Annotated in this window: 16 protein-coding genes; 10 read left to right on the top strand and 6 right to left on the bottom strand. The window is 73.7% G+C overall.

Annotated elements, in window-relative coordinates; genetic code table 11:
- The 3 genes from KBX43_RS23845 to KBX43_RS23835 form a co-directional block, all read right to left on the bottom strand.
- The coding region (locus KBX43_RS23845) for a DUF3488 and transglutaminase-like domain-containing protein (RefSeq protein WP_043329454.1) at positions 1–2,466 on the bottom strand (2,466 nt) is incomplete at its 3' end.
- Positions 2,467–2,482: 16 nt separating this feature from the next.
- On the bottom strand, positions 2,483–3,781 hold the full coding sequence (locus KBX43_RS23840) for a DUF58 domain-containing protein (protein WP_030500230.1): 1,299 nt from the start codon (positions 3,779–3,781) through the stop codon (positions 2,483–2,485).
- A gap of 1 nt (position 3,782) precedes the next feature.
- Positions 3,783–4,838: a MoxR family ATPase gene (locus tag KBX43_RS23835; protein ID WP_043329458.1), complete on the bottom strand. Its 1,056-nt coding sequence runs from the start codon at positions 4,836–4,838 to the stop codon at positions 3,783–3,785.
- Positions 4,839–5,238: 400 nt separating this feature from the next.
- Here KBX43_RS23835 and leuS point away from each other — a divergent pair, with 400 nt between their 5' ends.
- A complete protein-coding gene (gene leuS, locus KBX43_RS23830; protein ID WP_209962686.1) occupies positions 5,239–8,079 on the top strand; it encodes a leucine--tRNA ligase in 2,841 nt (946 codons plus the stop codon).
- 45 nt (positions 8,080–8,124) lie between these two features.
- Here the strand turns inward: leuS and KBX43_RS23825 are convergent, their stop codons facing one another.
- From KBX43_RS23825 to KBX43_RS23815, 3 genes are read right to left on the bottom strand one after another with little or no spacing between them, the layout of a single operon-like run.
- Positions 8,125–8,802 (bottom strand): TVP38/TMEM64 family protein, encoded by a 678-nt coding sequence (locus KBX43_RS23825; RefSeq protein ID WP_374226018.1) that lies wholly within the window; start codon positions 8,800–8,802, stop codon positions 8,125–8,127.
- Between the two features lie 29 nt (positions 8,803–8,831).
- Complete coding sequence (locus KBX43_RS23820; protein ID WP_030500234.1) at positions 8,832–9,554, bottom strand: type 1 glutamine amidotransferase; 723 nt, start codon at positions 9,552–9,554, stop codon at positions 8,832–8,834.
- Positions 9,544–10,791, bottom strand: a complete 1,248-nt coding sequence (locus tag KBX43_RS23815; protein WP_210887227.1) for a MurT ligase domain-containing protein — start codon at positions 10,789–10,791, stop codon at positions 9,544–9,546. Before KBX43_RS23815 ends, KBX43_RS23820 begins: the two co-directional genes overlap by 11 nt.
- Positions 10,792–11,146: 355 nt before the next feature.
- Here KBX43_RS23815 and mraZ point away from each other — a divergent pair, with 355 nt between their 5' ends.
- From mraZ to murG, 9 genes are all read left to right on the top strand, one after another.
- Positions 11,147–11,578 (top strand): division/cell wall cluster transcriptional repressor MraZ, encoded by a 432-nt coding sequence (gene mraZ / locus KBX43_RS23810; protein ID WP_013287610.1) that lies wholly within the window; start codon positions 11,147–11,149, stop codon positions 11,576–11,578.
- A gap of 204 nt (positions 11,579–11,782) precedes the next feature.
- Positions 11,783–12,892, top strand: coding sequence for a 16S rRNA (cytosine(1402)-N(4))-methyltransferase RsmH (gene rsmH, locus KBX43_RS23805; RefSeq protein ID WP_043331095.1), 1,110 nt, complete (start codon positions 11,783–11,785; stop codon positions 12,890–12,892).
- On the top strand, positions 12,889–13,470 hold the full coding sequence (locus KBX43_RS23800) for a hypothetical protein (RefSeq protein WP_043329466.1): 582 nt from the start codon (positions 12,889–12,891) through the stop codon (positions 13,468–13,470). Before rsmH ends, KBX43_RS23800 begins: the two co-directional genes overlap by 4 nt.
- 3 nt (positions 13,471–13,473) lie before the next feature.
- Positions 13,474–15,687, top strand: a complete 2,214-nt coding sequence (locus KBX43_RS23795; protein ID WP_064445225.1) for a penicillin-binding protein 2 — start codon at positions 13,474–13,476, stop codon at positions 15,685–15,687.
- A gap of 52 nt (positions 15,688–15,739) precedes the next feature.
- Entirely contained in the window at positions 15,740–17,302 is a 1,563-nt protein-coding gene (locus KBX43_RS23790) for a UDP-N-acetylmuramoyl-L-alanyl-D-glutamate--2,6-diaminopimelate ligase (RefSeq protein ID WP_210887221.1), read from the top strand.
- Positions 17,299–18,708: a UDP-N-acetylmuramoyl-tripeptide--D-alanyl-D-alanine ligase gene (gene murF / locus KBX43_RS23785; RefSeq protein ID WP_210887219.1), complete on the top strand. Its 1,410-nt coding sequence runs from the start codon at positions 17,299–17,301 to the stop codon at positions 18,706–18,708. The genes KBX43_RS23790 and murF overlap by 4 nt, the downstream gene beginning before the upstream one ends.
- Positions 18,705–19,832 carry a phospho-N-acetylmuramoyl-pentapeptide-transferase gene (gene mraY / locus KBX43_RS23780; protein WP_043329473.1) on the top strand — a complete coding sequence of 376 codons (1,128 nt, stop codon included), beginning with the start codon at positions 18,705–18,707 and terminating at the stop codon, positions 19,830–19,832. The genes murF and mraY overlap by 4 nt, the downstream gene beginning before the upstream one ends.
- Before the next feature lie 231 nt (positions 19,833–20,063).
- Positions 20,064–21,479, top strand: coding sequence for an FtsW/RodA/SpoVE family cell cycle protein (locus KBX43_RS23775; RefSeq protein ID WP_176722845.1), 1,416 nt, complete (start codon positions 20,064–20,066; stop codon positions 21,477–21,479).
- On the top strand, positions 21,479–22,585 hold the full coding sequence (murG, locus tag KBX43_RS23770; RefSeq protein ID WP_043329477.1) for an undecaprenyldiphospho-muramoylpentapeptide beta-N-acetylglucosaminyltransferase: 1,107 nt from the start codon (positions 21,479–21,481) through the stop codon (positions 22,583–22,585). Before KBX43_RS23775 ends, murG begins: the two co-directional genes overlap by 1 nt.
- Positions 22,586–22,611: the final 26 nt, after the last annotated feature.

Here is a 22,611-nt window from a genome sequence, read left to right as displayed (position 1 = left end):
GCGGGCCGTGCGGCCCGCCAACAGGCGGCGTGGGCTCCAGCGCAGCATCTGCGTCCGGGCCTGCCCGCTCGTGGTGACGATCCGGGCCGACTGCTCGGCCAGGGCGGTCCGCCAACGCTGGATCACCGACGGGGGCAGCAGCGCGGCCAGCAGCCGGGTGCGGCGGTCGGCCCCGGCCGCGAGCGCGCCCCGGACCGTCCGCAGCGCCGGTTGCAACTCCGCGCCGGCGAGCGGGTCCCGCGCGTACCGGGCCCGCTCCTCGGCCCGGCCCAGCAGCCGTACCCCGGTCGCGGCGTCGCCGTTCTCGGTGAGCGCCTCCCGGGCCAGCCGCTCGGCGGTCGCGCGGGGGGTCTCCGTGCGGTCCACCCGGACGTGGAAGTCGACGAGCGTGTCGAGCAGCTCGTCCCAGGCGGCGTGCGCGTCGGCGCGGGCGGACTCGGCGTCCACGCCGACGACGACCTCCCGTGCCTCGCCCCGCTGGCCCGGCACCGCGAGCGCGGTGGCCGAGGGCGCCCGGACCCGGACGCGCCGGCGGCGGCGCAGGGTGGAGCGGCGCAGGCCCGGTACGGCGAACAGCGCCAGCAGCGCCAGCGCCGCGGCCAGCCACCACGGCCACACCCGGTTCTGCTCGGCCGGGTCACCTCCGCCCAGGGACAGGCCCTGGTCGGTGTCCTTGTCGAGCCGGTCCGCCTCGTTCGGGCCGGCCGACGGGTCGGCGGCGCCGGGAGCGACGGTGCTGCCGGGCGACGGGGTGACCTCCTCGGGGGCGTCGGTGTCCGGCGCCCAGGCGGAGCGGACCGAGCCCTGCACGCTCGCCGCCGGGGTGGCGTCGAACGGCACCCAGCCGATCCCGTTGCCGAAGTTGACCTCGGTCCAGGCGTGCAGGTTGCGGTTGGTCAGCACGTACGTGCCGCCGTCGGACTTGCTGCCGTTGGTGAAGCCGACAGCCACCCGGGCCGGAATACCGGCGGCCCGGACCAGCCAGGCCATCGCCGCCGCGTACTGCTGGCAGTAGCCGACCTTGGTGGCGAGGAAGTCGGTGATGTCCTGCCCGCTGCTGCCGTCGCGGGTGGACAGCGAGTAGGTGAAGCCGTTCTCCACGGAGAAGTACTCGTAGATCGCGCGGACCTTGTCGTAGTCGTTCGACTTGCCCCTCACCAGCTCGCCGACGAGATCCTCGACCTCCGGGACCGACGGCCGCTCGGTCTGCTGGCGCTTCACCGGGCTGTCCGCGGGCAGGGACGGGGCGGCGCGCAGCGCCGCCGGGCTGAACGTCGAGCGCACGTACTCGAACGAGTAGCTCTTGCCGCGGGCGTTCTCCCGGTTGGAGAAGACGATCTGCTGGCTCGAGTCGTACAGCCAGTTGCCGTTGAGGTCGTCCGCCTTCACCGGATCGGCGTAGACCGGCAGCAGCGGCATGTTCAGGTTCTTCGACACCTCGACGGTGGCCTTGTAGCGCTGCCGCTCGACGCCACGCGGGGTGCGCTCGCTCGGGTCGGGCAGGCCGCGGGTGACCGGCCGCCCGGTGGGCACGCGCGCCTGGAAGCCGCTCGGCCGCAGGTCGTCGACCACGCCGAGGCGCAGGTAGAACGGGCTCGGCTCGTTGGTGCTGACCTTCACCAGCTCGGTTTCCTGGCTCTGGTTGAGCTGGCCGCTGAGCGCTGCGAACAGGTCGATCCGGCCCGGGCTGCCCCCCTGGCCGGGCCGGCCGTTGCCCTCACCGGGCCCGGCGCCGACGTTGTTCATCAGCCCGCCGGTCATCCCGGGCACGGCCAGCGGCAGCGCCACCGCCACCGCCACGCCGACCACTGCCAGCCGGCGGCCCGCCGCGGCCAGCGGCGACGCCTCCCAGACGTCGACGTCGCGTCCCTCACCGGTGAACCGGCGGCCGAACCGGCGTACCCGGTCGACGTTGTCGGTGACCAGCAGCCACAGGTAGCCGGCGGCGCCCACCACGAACGGGGTGGCGGGGACGCTGTCCAGGTAGACCGCCACCGGCACCGAGTAGATGGCGAGCATCGGCAGGCCGGCCAGCGCCGGCCGGCGCAGCCCGACCGAGAGGACGTCCACCACCACGGCGACCGCGCCGATGCCGAGCACCGCGAGGAACAGCAGCGAGTCGACGTCGGGCACCTTCACGCCGTACGAGCGCATGTCCTCCAGCGACGCCTGCGTCAGCTCGCCGAAGTGGGCGAACGTGCCCGGGGCCGGGATGAACGCGAGCAGCTCGGCGCCGCTCGGGAAGATCCACGTCAGGCCCAGGGTCAGGCCGGCGAGCATCGCCAGAACCTGGCCCCACAGCGGCGCCCGGGCCAGCCGGCTCAACGCGGCCGAGCCGGCCACCACGGCGACCACGATGGTGGCCTGGATCAGCCACGTCCAGCGTTCGAAGATCGCCGACAGCGGGGCCGCCGCCAGCAGGGTCGCCGCCGCGGCGACGAACCCGATGTTGCGATGGGGGGTCACGGGAGCTTCCTTCCGGTCATCGCATGCCTCCGGCGACCGTCTCGGCCAGGGCCGCCCGCAGCGCGAATCCCTGCGATCCGCGCCCGGCCTGCGGCCACAGCACCGGCAGACGGCTGCCGTGCTCCACCCCGATGACCCGCCAGCCGCTCTGCAGCAGCGCGAGCGCGGCGGCGCCGTGCGCCCGTTCCGCCTCGGTGCGGGCCTTCGGCGGCAGGTTCAGCCAGGTGTTGCTGTCGAGCAGGAACGCCACACAGGTCGCGCCGTTGCCGCGCAGCCCGGCCAGCAGCTCCGCCTCGGCGGCGCCGAGCGTGCCGAGCAACGCGATGATCAGGCCGCCGTCGGCCCGCTGCCGGACCTGCTGCACCAGCGTGGTGATCTCGCCGCGCCGGTCCAGGTGCACGTCGGCGAGCTGGTCCAGGAGCAGGCCCTCACCGCCGGCCTCGGTCGCCGCGACGTCGGCGCCGTTGCCGGTGACCAGGCGCAGCTTGTAGCCGGCCTGGCGCAGGTGCACGGCGATGCTGGCGGCCGCCGAGACCGCCCACTCGAAGCTCGCCGTCGGTCCCTCGCCCCGGTGCCCGGCGGCGCGCGTGTCCAGCACGACGGTGGCGCGGCTCTCCCACGGCTGCTCCTCGCGGCGCACCATCAGCTCGCCGGTGCGGGCGGTCGACTTCCAGTGCACGCGGCGCAGGTCGTCGCCCATCCGGTACTCCCGGGTGGCGGCGTCGTCCTCGCCGTGCACCGCTACCGAGCGGGCCCGGCTGTCGCCGCTGCCGGCGTACTCGCCTGGTAGCCGCACCGACGGCAACGGAGTGACCTGCGGGATCACCGTGAGGTGGTCGGTGCTGGGGAACGAGCGGGTCAGCTCGCACAGCCCGAACGGGTCGGTCAGCCGGATCACCAGCGGGCCCACCTCGTAGCGGCCGCGCACGTCCGCCCGGACGGTGTACGCCACGGAGCTGGCCTGGTGCGCGCCGAGCCGCTCCAGCACCACCCGGGGGCGGCTGCCCAGCGCGTACGGCAGGCGGTCCTCCAGCAGCAGCGTGCCGGTGGGCAGCCGGGACAGGTTCTGCAGCCGCAGCACCACGCGGGAGCTGGCCCCGACCGGCACCCGGTGCGGCTCCAGCGACCTGTTGCAGGCCAGCTTGTACCGGCTGCGCCCGACGTACGCGGCGGCCAGCAGCGGCAGGACGGCGAGCAGGACCGCCACCCGGAGCAGGTCCTTCTCGCCCAGGATGCCGGCGGAGATCGCCGCGGCCACCGCGGCCGCCAGGAAGGAGCGGCCGCGGGTGGTCAGCCCACGCAGGCCGTCGCGCACGTCACGGCCTCCGCGGCTCGTACGGCCCGCGGCCGTTGTTGCCGCCGCCGGGGCGGGTGTCGTACGGCGAACGCTGCCGGTCGTGCGGGAGCGGCAGGCGGTGCACCAGCTCGGAGACGATCGCGTCGGTGGTGCGCCGGGCCAGCTGGGCGTCGGCGGTCGGGATGATCCGGTGCGCCAGCACCGGCACCGCGAGGACCTGGAGGTCGTCCGGCAGCACGTAGTCGCGGCCCTCCAGGGCGGCCACCGCGCGGGCGGTGCGCAGCAGCTGGAGCGTGGCCCGCGGGGACGCGCCCAGGCGCAGGTCCGGCGCCTCCCGGGTGGCGGTGACCAGGTCGATCGCGTACTGCTTGACCGCGTCGGCGACGTGCACCTGCCGGACGTGACCGATCAGCCGGCGGACGGTGGCCGCGTCGGAGACCGGCCGCAGCCCCGACAGCGGGTCGGTGGCGCCGTGCCCGTCGAGCATGGCCAGCTCGGCGCGCGGGTCCGGGTAGCCCATGGCGATGCGGGCGGTGAACCGGTCGCGCTGCGCCTCGGGCAGCGGGTACGTGCCCTCCATCTCGATCGGGTTCTGCGTCGCGATCACCATGAACGGCGTCTGCAGCTGGTAGGTGACGCCGTCGACGGTGACCTGGCGCTCCTCCATGCACTCCAGCAGCGCCGACTGGGTCTTCGGCGAGGCCCGGTTGATCTCGTCGCCGACCACCAGGTTGGCGAAGACCGCGCCGGGGCGGAACTCGAAGTCGTGCGTCTCCTGGTTGTAGACGCTCACGCCGGTGACGTCGCTGGGAAGCAGGTCGGGGGTGAACTGGATCCGCCGGACCGAGCAGTCGATGGACCGGGCCATCGCCTTGGCGAGCTTGGTCTTGCCGACGCCGGGCACGTCCTCGATGAGCAGGTGGCCCTCGGCCAGCAGCACCGCCAGGGCGAGCCGGACGGTGGCGGTCTTGCCCTCGATGACCTGCTCGATGTTGGCCACGATGGCCTCGCTGGCGGCGCGGAACTCGTCGTGCGGCAGCAGACCGCCCACCTCGTCCCAGGTCTGTTGTGTCACGGGCCTCCTCCTCGTCGCCTGGACGGCAGCTCTTTATAGAGCACCTGGACCCGCCGTTGGGTTCGCGACGCCGAGCCACGTCTGCCGCAGTAATCTCACTGGCCTCTCAGGCTAACCATGTTTGTCGTTACTGCCGACTCCCGCAGGTGGTCGGTCGGTTACGCCCGGAATATTCGCCGGACCGGGGGACCGGCCGCTCCGGGCGGAACGGGCGCGCCGCCGCCGAGGGCTGCGAGGTACACTGCCTGCATGGCCGGGTTCTTCCTGCTTCTTACCGAGCCGTGTTGATGCGCTGAACGCGCGACAGCACGGCCGCCCCTCCTGCGCGAGGGGCTTTTTTGTGCCCGCAGCAGACCGCCCACAATTTTTCGAATCGCCCGATCCGCGCCGAGGAGACGCCATGAGTGAGGCAGCCGCACCGGCGACCGACATTCCCCCGTTCCGGTACACCGCCGCACTGGCCGACGAGATCGAACACCGCTGGCAGGACACCTGGGAGCGGGACGGCACCTTCCACGCGCCGAACCCGACCGGCCCGCTGGCCGACCCGGGTCATCCGCGCGCGGGCGCCGAGAAGCTGTACGTGCTGGACATGTTCCCGTACCCCTCCGGCGCCGGCCTGCACGTCGGCCACCCGCTGGGCTACATCGGCACCGACTGCTACGCCCGCTACCAGCGGATGGCCGGGCGCAACGTGCTGCACGCGATGGGCTTCGACGCGTTCGGCCTGCCCGCCGAGCAGTACGCGGTGCAGACCGGCACCCACCCCCGCACCACCACCGAGGCGAACATCGAGCGGTACCGGGCGCAGCTACGCCGGCTGGGGCTGGGCCACGACGAGCGGCGGTCGGTGGCGACCATCGACACCGACTTCTACCGCTGGACGCAGTGGATCTTCCTGCAGGTCTTCAACTCCTGGTACGACACGGACGCGCGCAAGGCCCGGCCGATCGCCGAGCTGATCGCCGAGTTCGAGGGCGGCACCCGCGCCACCCCGGACGGGCGGCCGTGGGCCGAGCTGTCCGTGGGGGAGCGGCGGCGCGTCGTGGACGACCACCGCCTGGCGTACGTCTCGGAGGCGCCGGTCAACTGGTGCCCGGGCCTGGGCACCGTGCTGGCCAACGAGGAGGTCACCGCCGACGGCCGCTCCGAGCGCGGCAACTTCCCGGTCTTCAAGCGCAACCTGAAGCAGTGGATGATGCGGATCACCGCGTACGGGGACCGGCTGCTGGAGGACCTGGACACACTGGACTGGCCGGAGCCGATCAAGCTGCAGCAGCGCAACTGGATCGGCCGGTCGACCGGCGCGCACATCGACTTCCCGACAGCCGCCGCGCCGGTGCGGGTGTTCACGACCCGGCCGGACACCGTCTTCGGCGCCACCTACATGGTGCTGGCCCCCGAGCACGAGCTGGTCGACGTGCTGACGCCGGCCGCCTGGCCGGAGGGGACGAAGGACGCCTGGACCGGCGGGCACGCGAGCCCGCGTGAGGCCGTCGAGGCGTACCGGAAGGCCGCCGCGGCCAAGACGGACATGGAGCGGCAGGCGGACAGCAAGGAGAAGACCGGCGTCTTCGTCGGCGCCTACGCGACCAACCCGGTGACCGGCGGGCAGATCCCGATCTTCATCGCCGACTACGTGCTGGCCGGGTACGGCACCGGCGCGATCATGGCGGTGCCCGCGCAGGACGAGCGGGACTGGGACTTCGCCGAGGTCTTCGAGCTGCCGATCGTGCGGACCGTGCAGCCGCCGGAGGGCTTCGCCGGCAAGGCGTACACCGGGGACGGCCCGGCGATCAACAGCGCCGCGCCGGAGCGCGGCATCGACCTGGACGGCCTGGGCGTCACCGAGGCCAAGGCGCGGATCATCGAGTGGCTGGAGGCGAACGGACACGGCGCCGGCGCGGTCACCTGGCGGCTGCGCGACTGGCTGTTCTCCCGGCAGCGTTACTGGGGCGAGCCGTTCCCGATCGTGTACGACGAGACCGGCGCGCCGATCGCGCTGCCCGAGTCGATGCTGCCGGTCGAGCTGCCCGAGGTGGAGGACTTCTCGCCGAAGACGTTCGACGCCGACGACGCCGACAGCAACCCGGAGACCCCGCTGTCGCGGCGGCGCGACTGGGTCGAGGTCGAGCTGGACCTGGGTGACGGGCCCAAGCGCTACACCCGCGAGACCAACGTGATGCCGCAGTGGGCCGGCTCCTGCTGGTACGAGCTGCGCTACCTGGATCCGACCGACTCGCAGCGCTTCGCCGACCCGGAGAACGAGGCGTACTGGATGGGGCCGCAGCGTCCGGGTGACTGCGGCGGCACCGACCTGTACGTCGGCGGCGCCGAGCACGCCGTGCTGCACCTGCTGTACGCGCGCTTCTGGCACAAGGTGCTGTACGACCTGGGCCACGTCTCGTCGTTCGAGCCGTTCCGCCGCCTGTTCAACCAGGGCATGATCCAGGCGTACGCGTTCGTCGACCCGCGCGGCGCGTACGTGCCCGCCGAGGAGGTCGTCGAGGTCGACGGCCGCTGGTTCCACGGCGAGACCGAGGTCCGGCGCGAGTACGGCAAGATGGGCAAGTCGCTGAAGAACGTCGTCACCCCGGACGACATGTGCGCGGCGTACGGCGCCGACACGTTCCGGGTGTACGAGATGTCGATGGGCCCGCTGGAGGTGTCCCGCCCGTGGGAGACCCGGGCGGTCGTCGGCTCGTACCGGTTCCTGCAGCGGGTCTGGCGCACCGTCGTCGACGAGCAGACCGGTGAGCTGCGGGTCACCGACGCGCCGGCCGACGAGGCGACCCGGCGGCTGCTGCACAAGGCGATCGACGGGGTCCGCGCCGACATGGACGGGATCCGGTTCAACACTGCCATCGCCAAGCTGATCGAGCTGACCAACGGCCTGACCCGGCTGGCGGAGACGCCGCGTGAGGTGGCCGAGCCGCTGGTACTGATGGTCGCCCCGTTCGCCCCGCACATGGCGGAGGAGCTGTGGCGCAAGCTGGGCCACGAGCACTCGCTGGCGTACGCGGACTTCCCGGTCGCCGACCCGGCCCTGCTGGTGGCCGAGTCGGTCACGTACCCGGTGCAGGTCAACGGCAAGGTCCGGGGCCGGATCGAGGTGCCGGCCGACGCGTCCGAGGAGACGGTCCGCGCGGCGGCGCTGGAGGCGGTCGCCGGCACCCTGGCCGGCAAGGAGCCGCGCAAGGTGATCGTGGTGAAGGGCCGGATGGTCTCGGTCGTCGTCTGACCGGCGGGTGGGGGTGTCCCGCGTGTGGACACGCCCACCCGCCGGTCAGGTCGCGCGGCGTCGCCGTTCGGCCCGCCACCAGCGGTGGACGATCAGCACGCTGGCGATCAGGCCGAGGCTGGCCGGCGCGGCGGCGTACCAGTTGATCGACCCGGGGCTGGTCACCGCCGCCCCGATCGCCGCGTAGCCGATGGCGGTGGGGGCGGAGGCGATCACGCTGCCGGCCAGGAACGGCACCACCCGGGCGGCGGTGGTGCCGTAGCCGTAGCTGACCAGGCCGAACCCGGCGATCGGCAGCAGCCGTACGGTGATCACGCCGAAGACGCTCTGCCGGGCGAACCAGCCGTCGAGGCGGGCCAGCCGGCCGCGTACCCGCTCGGCGACGAAGTCGCGCCCGAGCACCCGCCCCACCGTGAAGCCGAGGGCCGCCGCCAGCAGCGCCGCGCCGAGCGCGTACGCGGCGCCCTGCACCGGGCCGAAGATCGCGCCCGCGGCCAGCGTGACGAACGTGCGCGGCACCAGAGCCACCAGCAGCAGCGCGCCGCCGAGAACCGCCGCGGGCGGGCCGTAGCCGCCGAGCGAGTCGGCGAGCCGGGGCAGGTCGGCCGGATCCGGCCGCGGCACCAGCAGCAGCGTCACGCCGAACCCGGCGAGCAGCAGCAGGAGCAGCCCGAACCGGCGCGCCGAGGGCTGCCGCAGCAACCCGGCGAGCCGGCGGGCCACCGGTCGCCGCCCCGGCCGGGCGGCGTCGGTCACGGCCTCGGGGCGGCGGCCACCGCGGTGCGGCGTTCGGAGCGGAGCCGGTCGGCCCAGGTGTCGTCGAGCGGCGGGAGCTGGTGGATGCCGGTCGCCCAGCGCAGCAGCAGGTCGGCCAGGTCGGGGTTGCGCGCCAGCGCCGGGCCGTGCGAATAGGTGCCGAGCAGCTTGCCCCGCCACGCGCCCTCGGTGGCGCCGTCGTTGCCGACGCCCGCGGTGACCCGGGCCAGCGGGGACACACCCGGCCCGAGGTGGGTACGGCCGCCGTGGTTCTCGAACCCGGACAGGTGCGGGATGCCCAGCCGCGGGTCGACCTCGCCGGCCAGCTCGCCGACGGCCCGGGTGGGGCCGCGGTCGGAGGAGAGGTCGAGCAGCTCCAGGCCCGCGCAGCGGGTGCCCTTGGCGAAGAAGGAGGTGCCGAGCAACTGGTAGCCGGCGCAGACGCCGAACACCACCGAGCCCTGGGCCACCGCCCGGTGCAGGCCGCCGTCGGCGATCAGCCGCTGGGCGCCCAGCGCCTGCGGGCCGTCCTCGCCGCCGCCGATCAGGTAGATGTCGGCGGTGGCGGGCAGCCGCTGGTCGGAGCGGACCTCCAGCACCTCGACCGGCATGCCGCGCAGCTGGGCCCGGCGGGCCAGGATCAGCGCGTTGCCCCGGTCTCCGTAGGTGGACAGCAGGTCGGGATAGATCCAGACGATGCGCAGGCTCTCAGTTGACACGGTCCAGCTCCGCTCGGATGTCCTGGAAGGCGGTGTAGTTGGCGATGACCTCCAGCCGGCCCGGCGGCACCGCGCGGACCGCCTCGTCGAAGCTGCGGACGTGCTGGAACGGCACGCCGTTGACCTCCAGCCGCACCGCCAGGTCGTACGCCCGGTCGCCGGTGATCAGCACCTGCCGGCCGGTCAGCGGGGAGAAGTCCACGTCGAACAGCCAGGAGGTGTCCAGCCCGTCGGGGTCGCGGGCGTTGATGGACAGCAGTGTCGGCGCGACGTCGGCCATGTCGAACGCCTCCAGCCAGCTCGCCGGGTTCTTCGCCAGCAGCAGCCGGATGTTGCGCCCGTCGCGGTCCACCTGGGCGTAGCGGCCGGCCACCGAGGTGACGGTGCCGAGCCGGGAGACCGCGTCCACCGGGCGTACGCCGAACTCGGCGGCGACGGCCAGGGCGGTGGCCGCGTTGCCGAGGTTGACCTTGCCGGGGAGCTGGAGCCGGATCTTGTGCCAGGCGCCGGTGGGGTCGAGCACGCCGTCGTCCTCGACCGTCCAGTTCGGCTCGGGGCGGCGCAGCGGGCAGCCGGTGCACCACCACTGCTCACCGGAGCGCTGGATGGTGGAGCCGCACTCGGGGCAGACCCAGGAGTCGTCGTGCCAGCGCTGCCCGGCGCTGAACCAGGTGACGTGCGGCGGCACGTGGCCCTGGGCCGGGTCGGCCGGCGGGGTGGCGGCCCACACCACCATCGGGTCGTCGGCGTTGGCGACCACCCGTACCCGCGGGTGCCGGACCAGGGCGGCGCGCCAGAGCTGCGCCATCATGGCGACCTCCTTGGCGCGGTCGAGCTGGTCGCGGGAGAGGTTGAGCAGCGCCACCACGTGCGGCTCGGTCGCCTCCAGCACCTGGGCGAGGTAGTGCTCGTCCACCTCCAGCACCGCGTACGGCGTGCTGCCGGCCTTGGCGAGCGCCGAGGTGTGGCCGGTGGGCATGTTCGCGCCGAAGGAGTTGGTGGCGACCCGGCCCAGCACGCCGACCGCGGCGGTGGTGAGCCGGGTGGTGGTGGTCTTGCCGTTGGTGCCGGACACCAGGGCGATGGCGCGCCCGGCCGAGAGGTGGGCGAGCAGGTCCGGGTCGATCTTGAGGCCGATCCAGCCGCCGATCACCGAGCCGTCGCCACGGCCCGCGGCCCGCGACAGCGCCGCGGCGGTGCGCGACACGGAGCTGGCCACCTTTGCCCGCAAGGGCATCTTCGCGTCCGTCACGCGAGCGAGGTTACCGGACCGCCACCTCCACCAGATCGCCGCCGACGGCGAACCGTTCGGCCGGGGACGTTCCGGCGGACGGGTGGAGCGCGCAGGGCCGGACGGCGTCGGTCGATGTCGGGTAGCGGACGGTGCCGGGCGCGCCCCACCCCCTCCACTCCGCCCCACCCGCGTTGACGTGCGGTTTTGCGCGCGGAAACGCCACGCCGCGCGGGCGATTCTGGTTGCAGGTGGAGGGAAGTGGAGTAGAGTGGGGCGCGATGGTGAGGCCGGGAGGGCCACACCGGCCCGGGGGGTCAGCGGCGCCGCGAACGCCGCTCAGGGCGAGGGGGTTGGGCCGATGTTCCTCGGCACCCACACTCCGCGCCTGGACGACAAAGGCCGGTTGATCCTGCCGGCGAAGTTCCGGGACGAACTGGCGGGGGGTGTCGTGATCACCAAAGGGCAGGAGCGCTGCCTCTACGTCTTCCCGATGCCCGAGTTCCAGCGGATCGCCGACCAGTTGCGCGCGCAGCCGATGACGAGCAAGGCGGCCCGGGCCTACAGCCGGGTCTTCTTCGCCAGCGCGCACGACGAGGTGCCGGACAAGCAGGGGCGGGTCACCATACCCGGCCACCTGCGGTCGTACGCGGCACTGGACCGGGATCTGGTCGTGATCGGAGCGAGCACCCGGGTGGAGATCTGGGACAAGGCGGCCTGGGAGGCCTACCTCGCGGAGAGCGAAGACGACTTCGCCGACATCGAGGAGGGGGTGCTGCCCGGCGGTCTGTAGGGCGTGACGGCGCCCGACGTACTGCGAGATCTCCAGCCGCTTTCGAGTTCCTGGCACCCCTTCCCCGGTGCCAGGCGCACGATCCGACACGGAGGGCCGCGGCCTCCGGCGGGCGGGAGCGGATGGGGATCTGGCGGTATGGCGAGGCGTCGTGGCGACGACGGACACGTGACGGAACGGTTGGCGAACGGGGTGGGGGTCGAGATGGGGGAGCTACGCGGCACGCACGTGCCGGTGCTGCTCGAGCGGTGTCTCGAGCTGCTGGCCCCCGCGCTGGGCCGGCCCGGTCGCACCGTCCACGTCGACGCCACGCTCGGCCTGGCCGGGCACGCCGAGGCGGTGCTCACGGCGCATCCGGACACGGTGCTGATCGGCCTGGACCGGGACACCGAGGCGCTCGCCCACGCGCGGGTCCGCCTGGCCCGGTTCGCCGACCGGATCCACCTGGAGCACGCTGTCTACGACGAGCTGCCCGAGGTGCTCGACCGGCTCGGTTACCCGGCGATCGACGGGGTGCTGTTCGACCTGGGCGTCTCGTCGCTGCAACTGGACGCGCCCGACCGCGGGTTCGCGTACGCGCAGGACGCGCCGCTGGACATGCGGATGGACCAGACCCGGGGGGTGACCGCCGAGGAGGTGGTCAACACCTACTCCCACCCGGACCTGGCCCGCCTGCTGCGGGTGTACGGCGAGGAGAAGTTCGCCGGGAAGATCGCCTCGGCGATCATCCGGGAACGGGAGCGGGCCCGGATCACGTCGTCGGCCCGGCTGGCCGAGCTGGTCCGGGAGAGCATTCCGGCGCCAGCCCGACGAACTGGCGGACACCCGGCAAAGAGAACGTTTCAGGCTTTACGGATCGAGGTAAACAGAGAACTGGCAGCGCTGGAGACAGCGCTGCCGGCCGCTCTGGACAAGCTCACAGTGGGCGGCCGCATGGTGGTCCTGTCCTACCACTCGCTGGAGGACCGGCTCACCAAGCACGCGCTCGCCGACCGGGTCCGCAGCAAGGGCCCGGTCGACCTCCCGGTCGAACTGCCCGGGTCGGGCCCGACGTTCCGGCTGTTGAGCCGGGGCGCCGAGCTGCCCGGGGAGGCGGAGGTGGCCGCGAACCCGCGCGCCGCCTCGGTGCGGCTGCGGGCAGCGGAACGGCTCGACCCGGAGGCGGCCCGGCAGGGGCGTACCGACCGCGAACGGTACCGCCGCCGGGTGAAGGCGATGCACCAACCGGGGACGGGGTCACCGGGGTCCGGGACGGACCCCGCGTCGGCTCCGGGGGACGGGATCGGGACGGACGAAGAGGGGGAGGGGACATGAACGTCGAGAAGCGCGACGGCCGGGGAGCCGTCGGGCAGCGCGCACCGCGGTCGGGGGGCCGGACCGCGGCGCAGCGCACCACGCGGGCCACGACGGCGACCGACCGCCGGGAGGACACTCGCGCCCGGGGGGCGCGCGAGTTCCCGACGCAGGGCAGCGCCGCTCTGCGGCCGGCCGAGCGGACCCGGGTCACCGGCACGCCGGCGCCGCGCCTGCGGGTCGCCCCGCCGGCGCCGATCCGGGTGCCCCGGGCGCCTTTCGTCGCACTGATCCTGGTTCTCGTGGTCGGTGGGGTGCTGGGCATCCTGGCCGTCAACACCAAGATCAATGAGAACGCCTTCAAGCTGGAGAGGCTCCAGCAGCAGCAGGCCAAGCTCGACGTGGACGAGCAGGAGCTCAAGAAGGAGATCGCCAACCAGAAGGCGCCCGGCAACCTGACCGCCAACGCCCGCAAGTTGGGCCTGGTCGAGTCCGAGGACCCGGCCTACATCCGGCTGCCGGACGGGCAGACCATCGGGGTGCCGCACCCCGCCCAGGGCGCCCCGTCGGTCACCAGCCAGCAGGGCAACGGAGGCTGAGCGGTGCCGCCGAGATCGGAGGATCCGCGCCGGGACGCCACGGGCTCCCGGCGCGGATCGTCGCGGGGGTCGGAGCCGCGCGAGCCGGGTCTCGGCGGGATCTCCGACGCCCGGGCGTACACCCCACGCGGACGGACCGTGCGCGAGGGCGGCGGCGCCGAGCAACGGCGTACCCCCCGCAGCACCCGGTCCGGCGACCCGTTCCGGCCCGCGTTGCAGGTGCTCGACGGCGGCCGGGCCGGGCGTGCCGGCACGCGCGAGCCCACGGGCGACGGCGCCCGGACCGGCCGCCGGGCCACCGCCGCGGGCGGCCGGGCCGGCGTGGTGCGGACCGTCTCGTCCCGGCCCGTGCGGGAGCCGTTCGACGACGAGGAGGACGCGCCGCCGCCGCGCCGCCGGTCCCAGCCGCGCCGTCCCGCCGCCCAGCCGCGCCGACCGGTCCGCAAGCCGCGCCGGCCCCCGCGGCTGGGGGACCCGCGCCGGCGGCTGCGCCTCGGCACGCTGCTGGCGCTGACGTTGTTCGCCAGCATCGGCGTGCGGCTGGTCTACCTCCAGACCGTCGACACCCCGGCGTACGCCGACGGCGGTCTGCCCAACCGGCTCGCCGTGGTCGAGCTGCCGGCCCCGCGCGGGGCGATCCTCGACCGCAACGGTGAGCCGCTGGCGCACAGTGTGGAGGCCCGGTACGTGTTCGCCGACCCGACCCGGGTCAAGGACCGCGCCGCCACCGCACGGGCGCTGTCCCCGTTGCTCGGCGTGCCCGCCTCGGACCTGGCCGAGAAGATGCGCGAGCGCAACCTGCCCGGCACCGACACCCCGTTGCAGTTCGTCTACCTGGCCCGGGGCGTCGAGATCGGCACCGCGAAGCGGATCATGGCGCTCGACCTGGCCGGCATCAACGTGCACCGGGACGAGCGGCGCGAGGTGCCCGGCGGGGACCTGGCCGCGAACCTGCTCGGCTTCGTCGGCCAGGACATGAACGGCCTGGAGGGGCTGGAGGCCAGGTACGACGACGTGCTGCGGGGACAGGCCGGCAAGCGGACCTACGAGGTGGGCCAGGGTGACCTGGCCGCGCCCATCCCGGGCGGCTACAGCCGGACCACCCAGCCGAAGCCGGGCAGCTCGCTGCAACTCACTGTCGACCGGGACCTGCAGTTCATGACGCAGCGGATCCTGGCGAAGCAGACGGAGAAGGTCAAGGGCAGCGTCGGCGCCGCGGTGATCATCGAGATCCCCAGCGGCGAGGTGCTGGCCCAGGCCAGCCAGCCGACGTACGACGCGGCCAACCCCACCAAGGTCACCTCGCCGTCGGACCGGGACGACGCGGCCACCACGTTCGTGGTCGACCCGGGCTCGATCCACAAGGCGATCACGTTCGGCGCGGCGCTCCAGGAGGGCGTGATCACCCCGGACACCGCGTTCCCGGTCGCCAACACCATCGAGCGGGGCGGGGTCACCTTCCGCGACACCCACCCGGTCGACGGCCGCACCATGAGCATCCCCGGCATGCTCGCCTTCTCGTCGAACGTCGGCACGATCGAGATCGGCGAGAAGCTGGGCAAGGAACGGCTCTTCGACTACCAGAAGCGGTTCGGGCTGGGCCAGGTGACAGGCGAGGGCATGCCGGGTGAGGCGGCCGGCCGGCTGCTCCCGCCGGACCAGTGGAGCGGCTCGGCGTACGGGTCGGTGCCGATCGGGCACAGCGTGGACGCCACGCCGCTGCAGATGGCCGCCGCATACGCGGCCATCGCCAACAACGGCACGTACGTGCAGCCGCACCTGGTCAAGGAGACGATCGGCGCGGACGGCACACGCAGCCCCGCCGCGACGCCGACCACCCGGTCCGTGCTCAGCCCCGCGAACGCGGCCGCGCTGCGCCGGATGATGGAGGCGGTCACCACCGTCGACGGCCCGGAGGGGCAGGCCACCGGGCTGGCCGCCGCTGTGCCCGGCTACCGGGTGGCCGGCAAGACCGGCACCGGGCTGCGCTACGACAACGGCAAGCAGCAGCCCGGTGAGGTCGGCTCGTTCATCGGCATGGCCCCGGCGGAGAACCCCCGGTACGTGGTGGCGGTCTTCGTGTGGAGCCCCGGCGGCGGTGGCGGCGCGGTGGCCGCGCCCGCGTTCCGGGAGATGATGGGCTTCACTCTCCGCCACTACCGGGTGCCGCCGTCGCTGACCAACAAGTCCCCGAAGTTCGAGGTCTTTCCGCGCTGAGCCGGGACGGCGGGACATCATCGGTGAGTGGCGACGAACCACCGGGGCGGCTGTGCGGTCGGAACCGGACGACCGGGTAGGGTCTGACGCCGTGCCCGGCAATCCACGTCCCGCCACCGTGCGTCCCGTACGGCTCGGCGACCTCGCCGCCCGCGTGGCGGTGACCCCGCCGGAGGGGGCCGCCGAGCTGGCTGTCACCGGCGTGACCCACGCCAGCCAGGAGGTCCGCCCCGGCGACCTGTACGCGGCCCTGCCCGGCGCGCGGCGCCACGGCGCGGAGTTCGCCGCCGCCGCCGCCGAGGCGGGCGCGGTGGCCCTGCTCACCGACCCGGCCGGCGTGGCGCTGGCCGCCGGCGCCGGCCTGCCCGTGCTCGTCGTCGACGACCCGCGCGAGGCGCTCGGCGAGGTGGCCGCCACGGTCTACGGCGACCCGACCGCCGGCCTGACCGTGATCGGCGTGACCGGCACCGCCGGCAAGACGTCCACCAGCTACCTGGTCGAGTCCGGGCTGCGCGCCGCCGGGCGCGTCACCGGCCTGATCGGCACCGTGGAGACCCGCCTCGGCGACCTGGTGATCGACAGCGTCCGGACCACCCCGGAGGCCACCGACCTGCACGCCATGCTCGCGGTGGCCCGCGAGCACGGGGTGGACACCGTGGTCATGGAGGTGTCCAGCCACGCCCTGGCGATGGGCCGCGTCGGCGGCGTCCGCTTCGACGTCGGCGGCTACACCAACTTCGGCTCCGACCACCTGGACTTCCACGCCGACGAGGCGGACTACTTCGCGGCCAAGGCCCGGCTGTTCGACGGCCGCTGCCGGGTCGAGGTGCTCAACCACGACGACCCGGCGCTGCGCCCGCTGTACAAGCCGGGCACGGTCACCTACTCGGCGGCCGGCGACCCGGACGCCACCTGGTGGGCCGAGGGCATCGACGGCGAGGGGTACGCGCAGCGCTTCACCCTGCACGGGCCGGACGGGCTCGCGCTGCCCACCGGCGTGGCGCTGCCCGGCCGGCACAACGTGGCGAACGCGCTGCTGGCCGTCGCGCTCCTGGTCGCCGTCGGGGTGGACGCGGAGACCGCGGCGCGCGGCGTGGCCGCCTGCGGCGGCGTGCCCGGGCGGCTGGAACTGGTCAGCGGCGACGCCCCGGTACGCGGGGTGGTCGACTACGCGCACAAGGCCAACGCGATCGAGGCGGTGCTGACCGCGCTGCGCGACCTGACCGGCGGCCGGCTGATCTGCGTGCTGGGCGCCGGCGGCGACCGGGACCGGGGCAAGCGGCCGGTGATGGGCGGCGTGGCCGCGCGCGGCGCCGACGTGGTGCTGGTGACCGACGACAACCCGCGGACCGAGGACCCGGCCGCGATCCGGGCCGAGGTGCTGGCCGGCGCGTACGCCGCCGCGACCCCGGCCCGCGTCATCGAGGTGCCCGGGCGGCGGGCGGCGATCGAGGAGGCGGTCCGGGTGGCCGAACCGGGTGACGTGGTGGCGGTGCTGGGCAAGGGCCAGGAACGCGGCCAGGAGATCGGCGGCGAGGTGCTGCCGTTCGACGACCGGGTGGAGCTGGCGGCGGCGCTGCGCGCCCGCTTCGGTGACCTGGTGGGTCAGCGGTGATCCCGCTGACGCTGGCCGAGGTGGCCACCGCCGTCGACGGCCGGCTCGTCGGCGCCGACCCGGACGCCCGGGTCACCGGCACCGTCGAGTTCGACTCCCGCAAGGTGAGCCGGGGCGGCCTGTTCGTGGCCTTCCCCGGCGAGCGGGTGGACGGCCACGACTACGCGGCCGGCGCGACCTCCTCGGGCGCGGTGGCGGTGCTCGGCACCCGGGAGGTGCCGGGCGTGCCGATGGTGCTCGTCGGCGACGCGCTCGACGCGATGGGCCGGCTGGCCCGCGCCGTCGTCGACCGGCTGCCCGGCCTGACCGTGATCGGGCTGACCGGCTCGTCCGGCAAGACCACCACCAAGGACCTGATCGCCCAGGTCGCGGTCCGGCTCGGCCCGACGGTGGCCCCGCCCGGCTCGTTCAACAACGAGCTGGGGCACCCGTACACGGCGCTGCAGGCCACCCCGGAGACCCGCTTCCTGGTGATGGAGAAGGGTGCCCGCGGGGTGGGGCACGTCCGGTACCTGTGCGACGTGGTGCCGCCCCGGATCTCGGTGGTGCTCAACGTCGGCGTGGCGCACCTGGGCGAGTTCGGCTCGGTGGAGGCCATCGCGCTGGCCAAGGGGGAGCTGGTCGAGGCGCTGCCCTCCGACGGGCTGGCGGTGCTCAACGCCGACGACCCGCGGGTGGACGCGATGTCGACGCGTACGCAGGCCCGGGTGGTGCGGTACGGCGAGTCGGAGCGCGCCGACGTGCGCGCCGTGGACGTGACGCTCGACGGCCGGGGCCGGCCCTCGTACACGCTTGTCACCCCGGAGGGGAGCGCGCCGGTGCGGCTCGGGCTGACCGGCCGGCACCAGGTCTCCAACTCGCTCGCCGCGGCGTCGGTCGGGCGCGAGCTGGGCCTGCCGCTGCCCGACCTGGCGGCGGCGCTGAACGAGCTGGGCCTGGTCTCCACCCGGCGGATGGACGTCTTCGAGCGCCCCGACGGGGTGACCGTGATCGACGACTCGTACAACGCGAACCCGGCCTCCACCGGCGTGGCGCTGCGGGCGTTGGCCAGCATGCGCGGCGAGGGGCGTACGGTCGCGGTGCTCGGCTACATGGCCGAGCTGGGTGACTTCGAACTTCAGGGGCATCAGCAGGTCGGCCGGCTCGCGGCCGAGCTGGGAGTGGACCGGCTGCTCGTGGTGGGCGAGCCGGCGGCGCCGATCCACGAGGGCGCGACAGCGGTAGGCAATTGGGGAGGAGAGTCGGTGCTGCTCAGCGATCAGGCGGCGGCCGTCGAGGTGCTGCGGAGCGAGCTGCGTCCGGGAGACGTGGTGCTGGTGAAGGGCTCCCGGTACCGGACCTGGGAGGTGGCCGACGCGCTGCGCGCGGACGCCCGCGAGGGTGCGACGGAGGGCGGCGCCGCATGAGGGCGGTCATCGTCGCCATCGGGGTCGCGTTCCTGATCTCGCTGTTCTGCACCCCGATCGCGATCAAGGTGTTCGCCCGGCTGAAGGCCGGCCAGCCGATCCGGTCGAACCTCGGGCTCGCCAGCAACGAGGGCAAGAAGGGCACGCCGACGATGGGCGGCGTGGTCTTCATCCTGGCCACTGTCATCGCGTACGTCGCCGGGCACCTGGCCCTGACCACGCTGCCGGACGCGCAGATCGCCCAGGTCGAGCCGACGATCACGGCGCTGGTGCTGCTGGGGCTGATGGTGTTCTCCGGCGCGGTCGGCTTCATCGACGACTTCCTGAAGGTGCGCAAGCGGCACAGCGGCGGCCTCAACAAGCGGGGCAAGCTGGCCGGGCAGATCCTGGTCGGCGCGGTCTTCGGCGCGGTGGCGGTCTACTTCCCGTCGAGCATGACCGACGCCGGCGGCAACGCGACGAACACCGAGACGGTGGCCAGCACCACGCTGAGCTTCATCCGGGACATCCCGGCGCTGGAGATCGGCAAGATCGGCTCGGTGATCGTCATCATCATGGTGGTCATGGCCGCCACCAACGGCGTCAACCTCACCGACGGCCTGGACGGCCTGGCCACCGGCGCCTCGGTGATGGTGCTCGCGGCGTACGCGCTCATCGCGTTCTGGCAGTACCGGCACTGGTGCGCCGACCCGAACTACACCGAGGCGTACTGCTACACCGTGCGCGACCCGCTGGAGATCGCGCTGATCGCCGGCGCGGCGGCGGGCGCCTGCGTGGGCTTCCTGTGGTGGAACACGTCCCCGGCGCGGATCTTCATGGGTGACACCGGCGCGCTCGGGCTGGGCGGCCTGATCGCCGGCATGGCGATGTCCACCCGCACGATCCTGCTGCTGCCGATCCTGGGCGGCCTGTTCGTGATCATCACGATGTCGGTGGTCATCCAGATCATCTCGTTCCGTACCACCGGCAAGCGGGTGTTCCGGATGTCGCCGTTGCAGCACCACTTCGAGCTGGCCGGCTGGAGCGAGGTCAACATCGTGGTCCGGTTCTGGATCATCGCCGGCATCGGCGTGGCCATCGCGCTGGGCCTGTTCTACAGCGAGTTCCTCGCCGCGGTCAGCTAGGTGTAAGGAAGGGCCCCTTATTAACAGACGTCTGTTAATAAGGGGCCCTTCCTTCAGATCCGACACGCCGACCGGGCGGTTGCGCCACGGGCGGGCGGGGCGAGCGGCAATGATGGGCCTGTGGGGGAGGGACGAGACATCCAGGTGACCAGCGACCCGCCGGCCCGGCGTGCGCCGGCGGCCACGCCTCCGGTCGAACCGCCGGCGGCGCGCTGGGATCCGGCCGGTGGGCTGGCCGCGCTGCGTGGCCTGCTGGCCCGGCCGCTGGCCTCGTACTACCTGCTGCTGTCCAGCGTCGGACTGCTGCTGCTGATCGGCCTCACCATGGTCTTCTCCGCGACCAGCGTGAAGGACTTCGCCGAGGGCGGCGACGCGTCCGCGTCGCTGACCAAGCAGGCCGTGTTCGCGGTGATCGGCATCGGCGCGTTCTGGGCCTGCCAGCGGCTGCCCGCGCGCACGTTCCGGGCGGTCAGCCGCCCGGCGCTGGGGGTGGCGGTCGCGCTGCTGCTCCTGCTCAACCTGCTCGTCGCGATGGGCTCGCTGTTCGGGGTGACGTCGATCGGGCCGTTGCGGGCCGAACTCCTCTCACTCTCGCTCGGCCCGATCTCGCTGCAACCGGTCGAGGTGGCGAAGTTCGCGCTGGTGCTGTGGGCGGCGCACGTGCTGGCCCGCAAGGGCGCGGTGCTGGGCTGGTGGAAGGAACTGGCCACGCCGCTGTTCCCGGTGGTGGGCCTGCTGTTCGTGCTGGTCGGCTACAACGACCTGGGCAGCATGCTGTGCCTGCTCGCGCTCGTGGTCGGCATGCTCTGGGCGGCGGGCGTACGGACCCGGGTCTTCGCCGCGCTCACCGCGATCGGCCTGGCCGGCATCGGCCTGCTGGTGGCCGCGGCCTCGCTCGGCGCCGGCTCCGGCTCCCGGGGCGCCGACAACTACCGGCTCGGCCGCCTCACCATGTGGCTCGACCCGCCCTCCCCGCGCACGTGTTTCGAGCAGGAGCTGCCGAACTGCTACCAGCTCGTGCAGGCCCGCTACGCGATCGGCAACGGCGGCTGGTTCGGCGTCGGCCTGGGCCAGAGCTCGCTGAAGTGGAACTGGCTCCCCGAGGCGCACAACGACTTCATCTTCGCCATCGTCGCGGAGGAACTGGGCGTGGTCGGCTGCACCGTGATCCTGGTGCTGTTCGCCGTGCTCGCGTACACCGGGCTGCGCATCGCCCGCCGGGTCGAGGACCCGTTCCGCCGGCTCGCCGCCGCCGGCGTGACCGCCTGGCTGGTCGGCCAGGCCGTCATCAACATCGGTGGCGTGACCGGGCTGCTGCCGCTGACCGGCGTACCGCTGCCGTTCATCTCCGACGGCGGCAGCGCCCTGGTGGTGACGCTCGCCGCGGTCGGCATGCTCGCCTCGTTCGCCCGCGCCGAGCCGGACGCCGCGCGAGCGCTGCATGCCCGTCCGCCCGCCCGATGGGTCCGACTAGTGTGGGCCCCGTTGCCGCCGCTTCCCGGCCGGCGCCGCAAGCCGGCGTCGCCGCCGGCCGACCGAGGGTCCGTGCCCCGGTCCCGGCAGCGGCGGCAGGACGATCAGGCCGCGCCCCGCGGCGCCCGGTCCGACCGGGCGCGCACCGGCGCGGCGAGCGAGAGGAGACGCTGATGGGTCCGCTGCGTTCGGTGGTGCTCTGCGGAGGGGGTACGGGCGGGCACATCTACCCGCTGCTCGCCTTCGCCGACTGCCTGCGCCGACACGACCCGAGCGTCCGGATCACCTGTCTGGGCACACCGAAGGGGCTGGAGAACGAGCTGATCCCGCCGGCCGGCTACGACCTGCGGCAGATCCCGGCGTACCAGCTTCCCCGGTCGGTGAACATGAGCCTGGTGCGCACCCCGGACCGGATGTGGAAGGCGGCCCGCGCCGCGGGCAAGGTGATCGACGAGGTCCAGGCCGACGCCGTGGTCGGCTTCGGCGGGTACGTCTCGGTGCCCGGCTACCTGGCCGCGTGGCGGCGGGAGCTGCCGATCGTCATCCACGAGGTGAACGTGCCGCCGGGCGTGGCGAACCGGCTCGGGATGAAGTTCACCAAGAACGTCGCGGTGGGTTTCCCGCACCAGCCGGCCCAGGCCGAGGCGTTGCGCGACGCCCGGGTGGTGGGCGTGCCGCTGCGCCGGGGCATCGCCGGGCTGGACCGGGCCGCCCTGCGTGACGCCGCCCGCGCCCACTTCGGACTCCGTCCCGACCTGCCGGTGCTGTTCGTCGCCGGTGGCTCGCAGGGCGCCCGCTCGATCAACCTGGCCGTGTCCGGCGCGGCGAAGGAGCTGGCCCGCAACGGCGTGCAGGTGCTGCACGTCATCGGCGCCCGCAACGAGCCGGTCTCGGTGCCCACCGACCTGCCGGTGCCGTACGTCACGCTGCCGTACCTGTCCGAGATGGAGCTGGGCTACGCCGCCGCCGATCTGATGCTGGCCCGGGGCGGCGCGATGACCTGCGCCGAGGTGGCCGCGATCGGACTGCCCACCGTCTACGTGCCCTACCCGCACAGCAACCAGGAGCAGAAGCGCAACGCGCTGCCGGTGGTGGAGGCGGGCGGCGGTCTGCTGGTCGACGACGCCGAGATGACCCCGGCCTGGGTGGAGCGGACGGTGATCCCGCTGATCCGGGACCCGCAGCGGCTCTGGGCGATGAGCCAGGCGGCAGCCGGCTACGGCCGCCGCGACGGCGACGTGGCGCTGCTGAACTTCGTCTACGAGGCGGTGGCCCGCTGATGAGGGAAACCGCGACGGGAAGGTAC

It is taken from the genome of Micromonospora sp. C41 (assembly GCF_018070485.1).
Classification (GTDB): domain Bacteria; phylum Actinomycetota; class Actinomycetes; order Mycobacteriales; family Micromonosporaceae; genus Micromonospora; species Micromonospora chalcea.
Note: the sequence above shows the minus strand (reverse complement) of the source record. Positions and strands in the feature narration are given on the sequence as shown.

Coding starts and splice junctions, on each gene's coding strand:
- mraZ (WP_013287610.1), top strand. CDS start 11,147: ATGTTCCTCGGCACCCACACTCCGCGCCTGGACGACAAAGGCCGGTTG.
- KBX43_RS23800 (WP_043329466.1), top strand. CDS start 12,889: ATGAACGTCGAGAAGCGCGACGGCCGGGGAGCCGTCGGGCAGCGCGCA.
- leuS (WP_209962686.1), top strand. CDS start 5,239: ATGAGTGAGGCAGCCGCACCGGCGACCGACATTCCCCCGTTCCGGTAC.
- KBX43_RS23815 (WP_210887227.1), bottom strand. CDS start 10,791: ATGCCCTTGCGGGCAAAGGTGGCCAGCTCCGTGTCGCGCACCGCCGCG.
- murG (WP_043329477.1), top strand. CDS start 21,479: ATGGGTCCGCTGCGTTCGGTGGTGCTCTGCGGAGGGGGTACGGGCGGG.
- mraY (WP_043329473.1), top strand. CDS start 18,705: ATGAGGGCGGTCATCGTCGCCATCGGGGTCGCGTTCCTGATCTCGCTG.
- rsmH (WP_043331095.1), top strand. CDS start 11,783: ATGGGGGAGCTACGCGGCACGCACGTGCCGGTGCTGCTCGAGCGGTGT.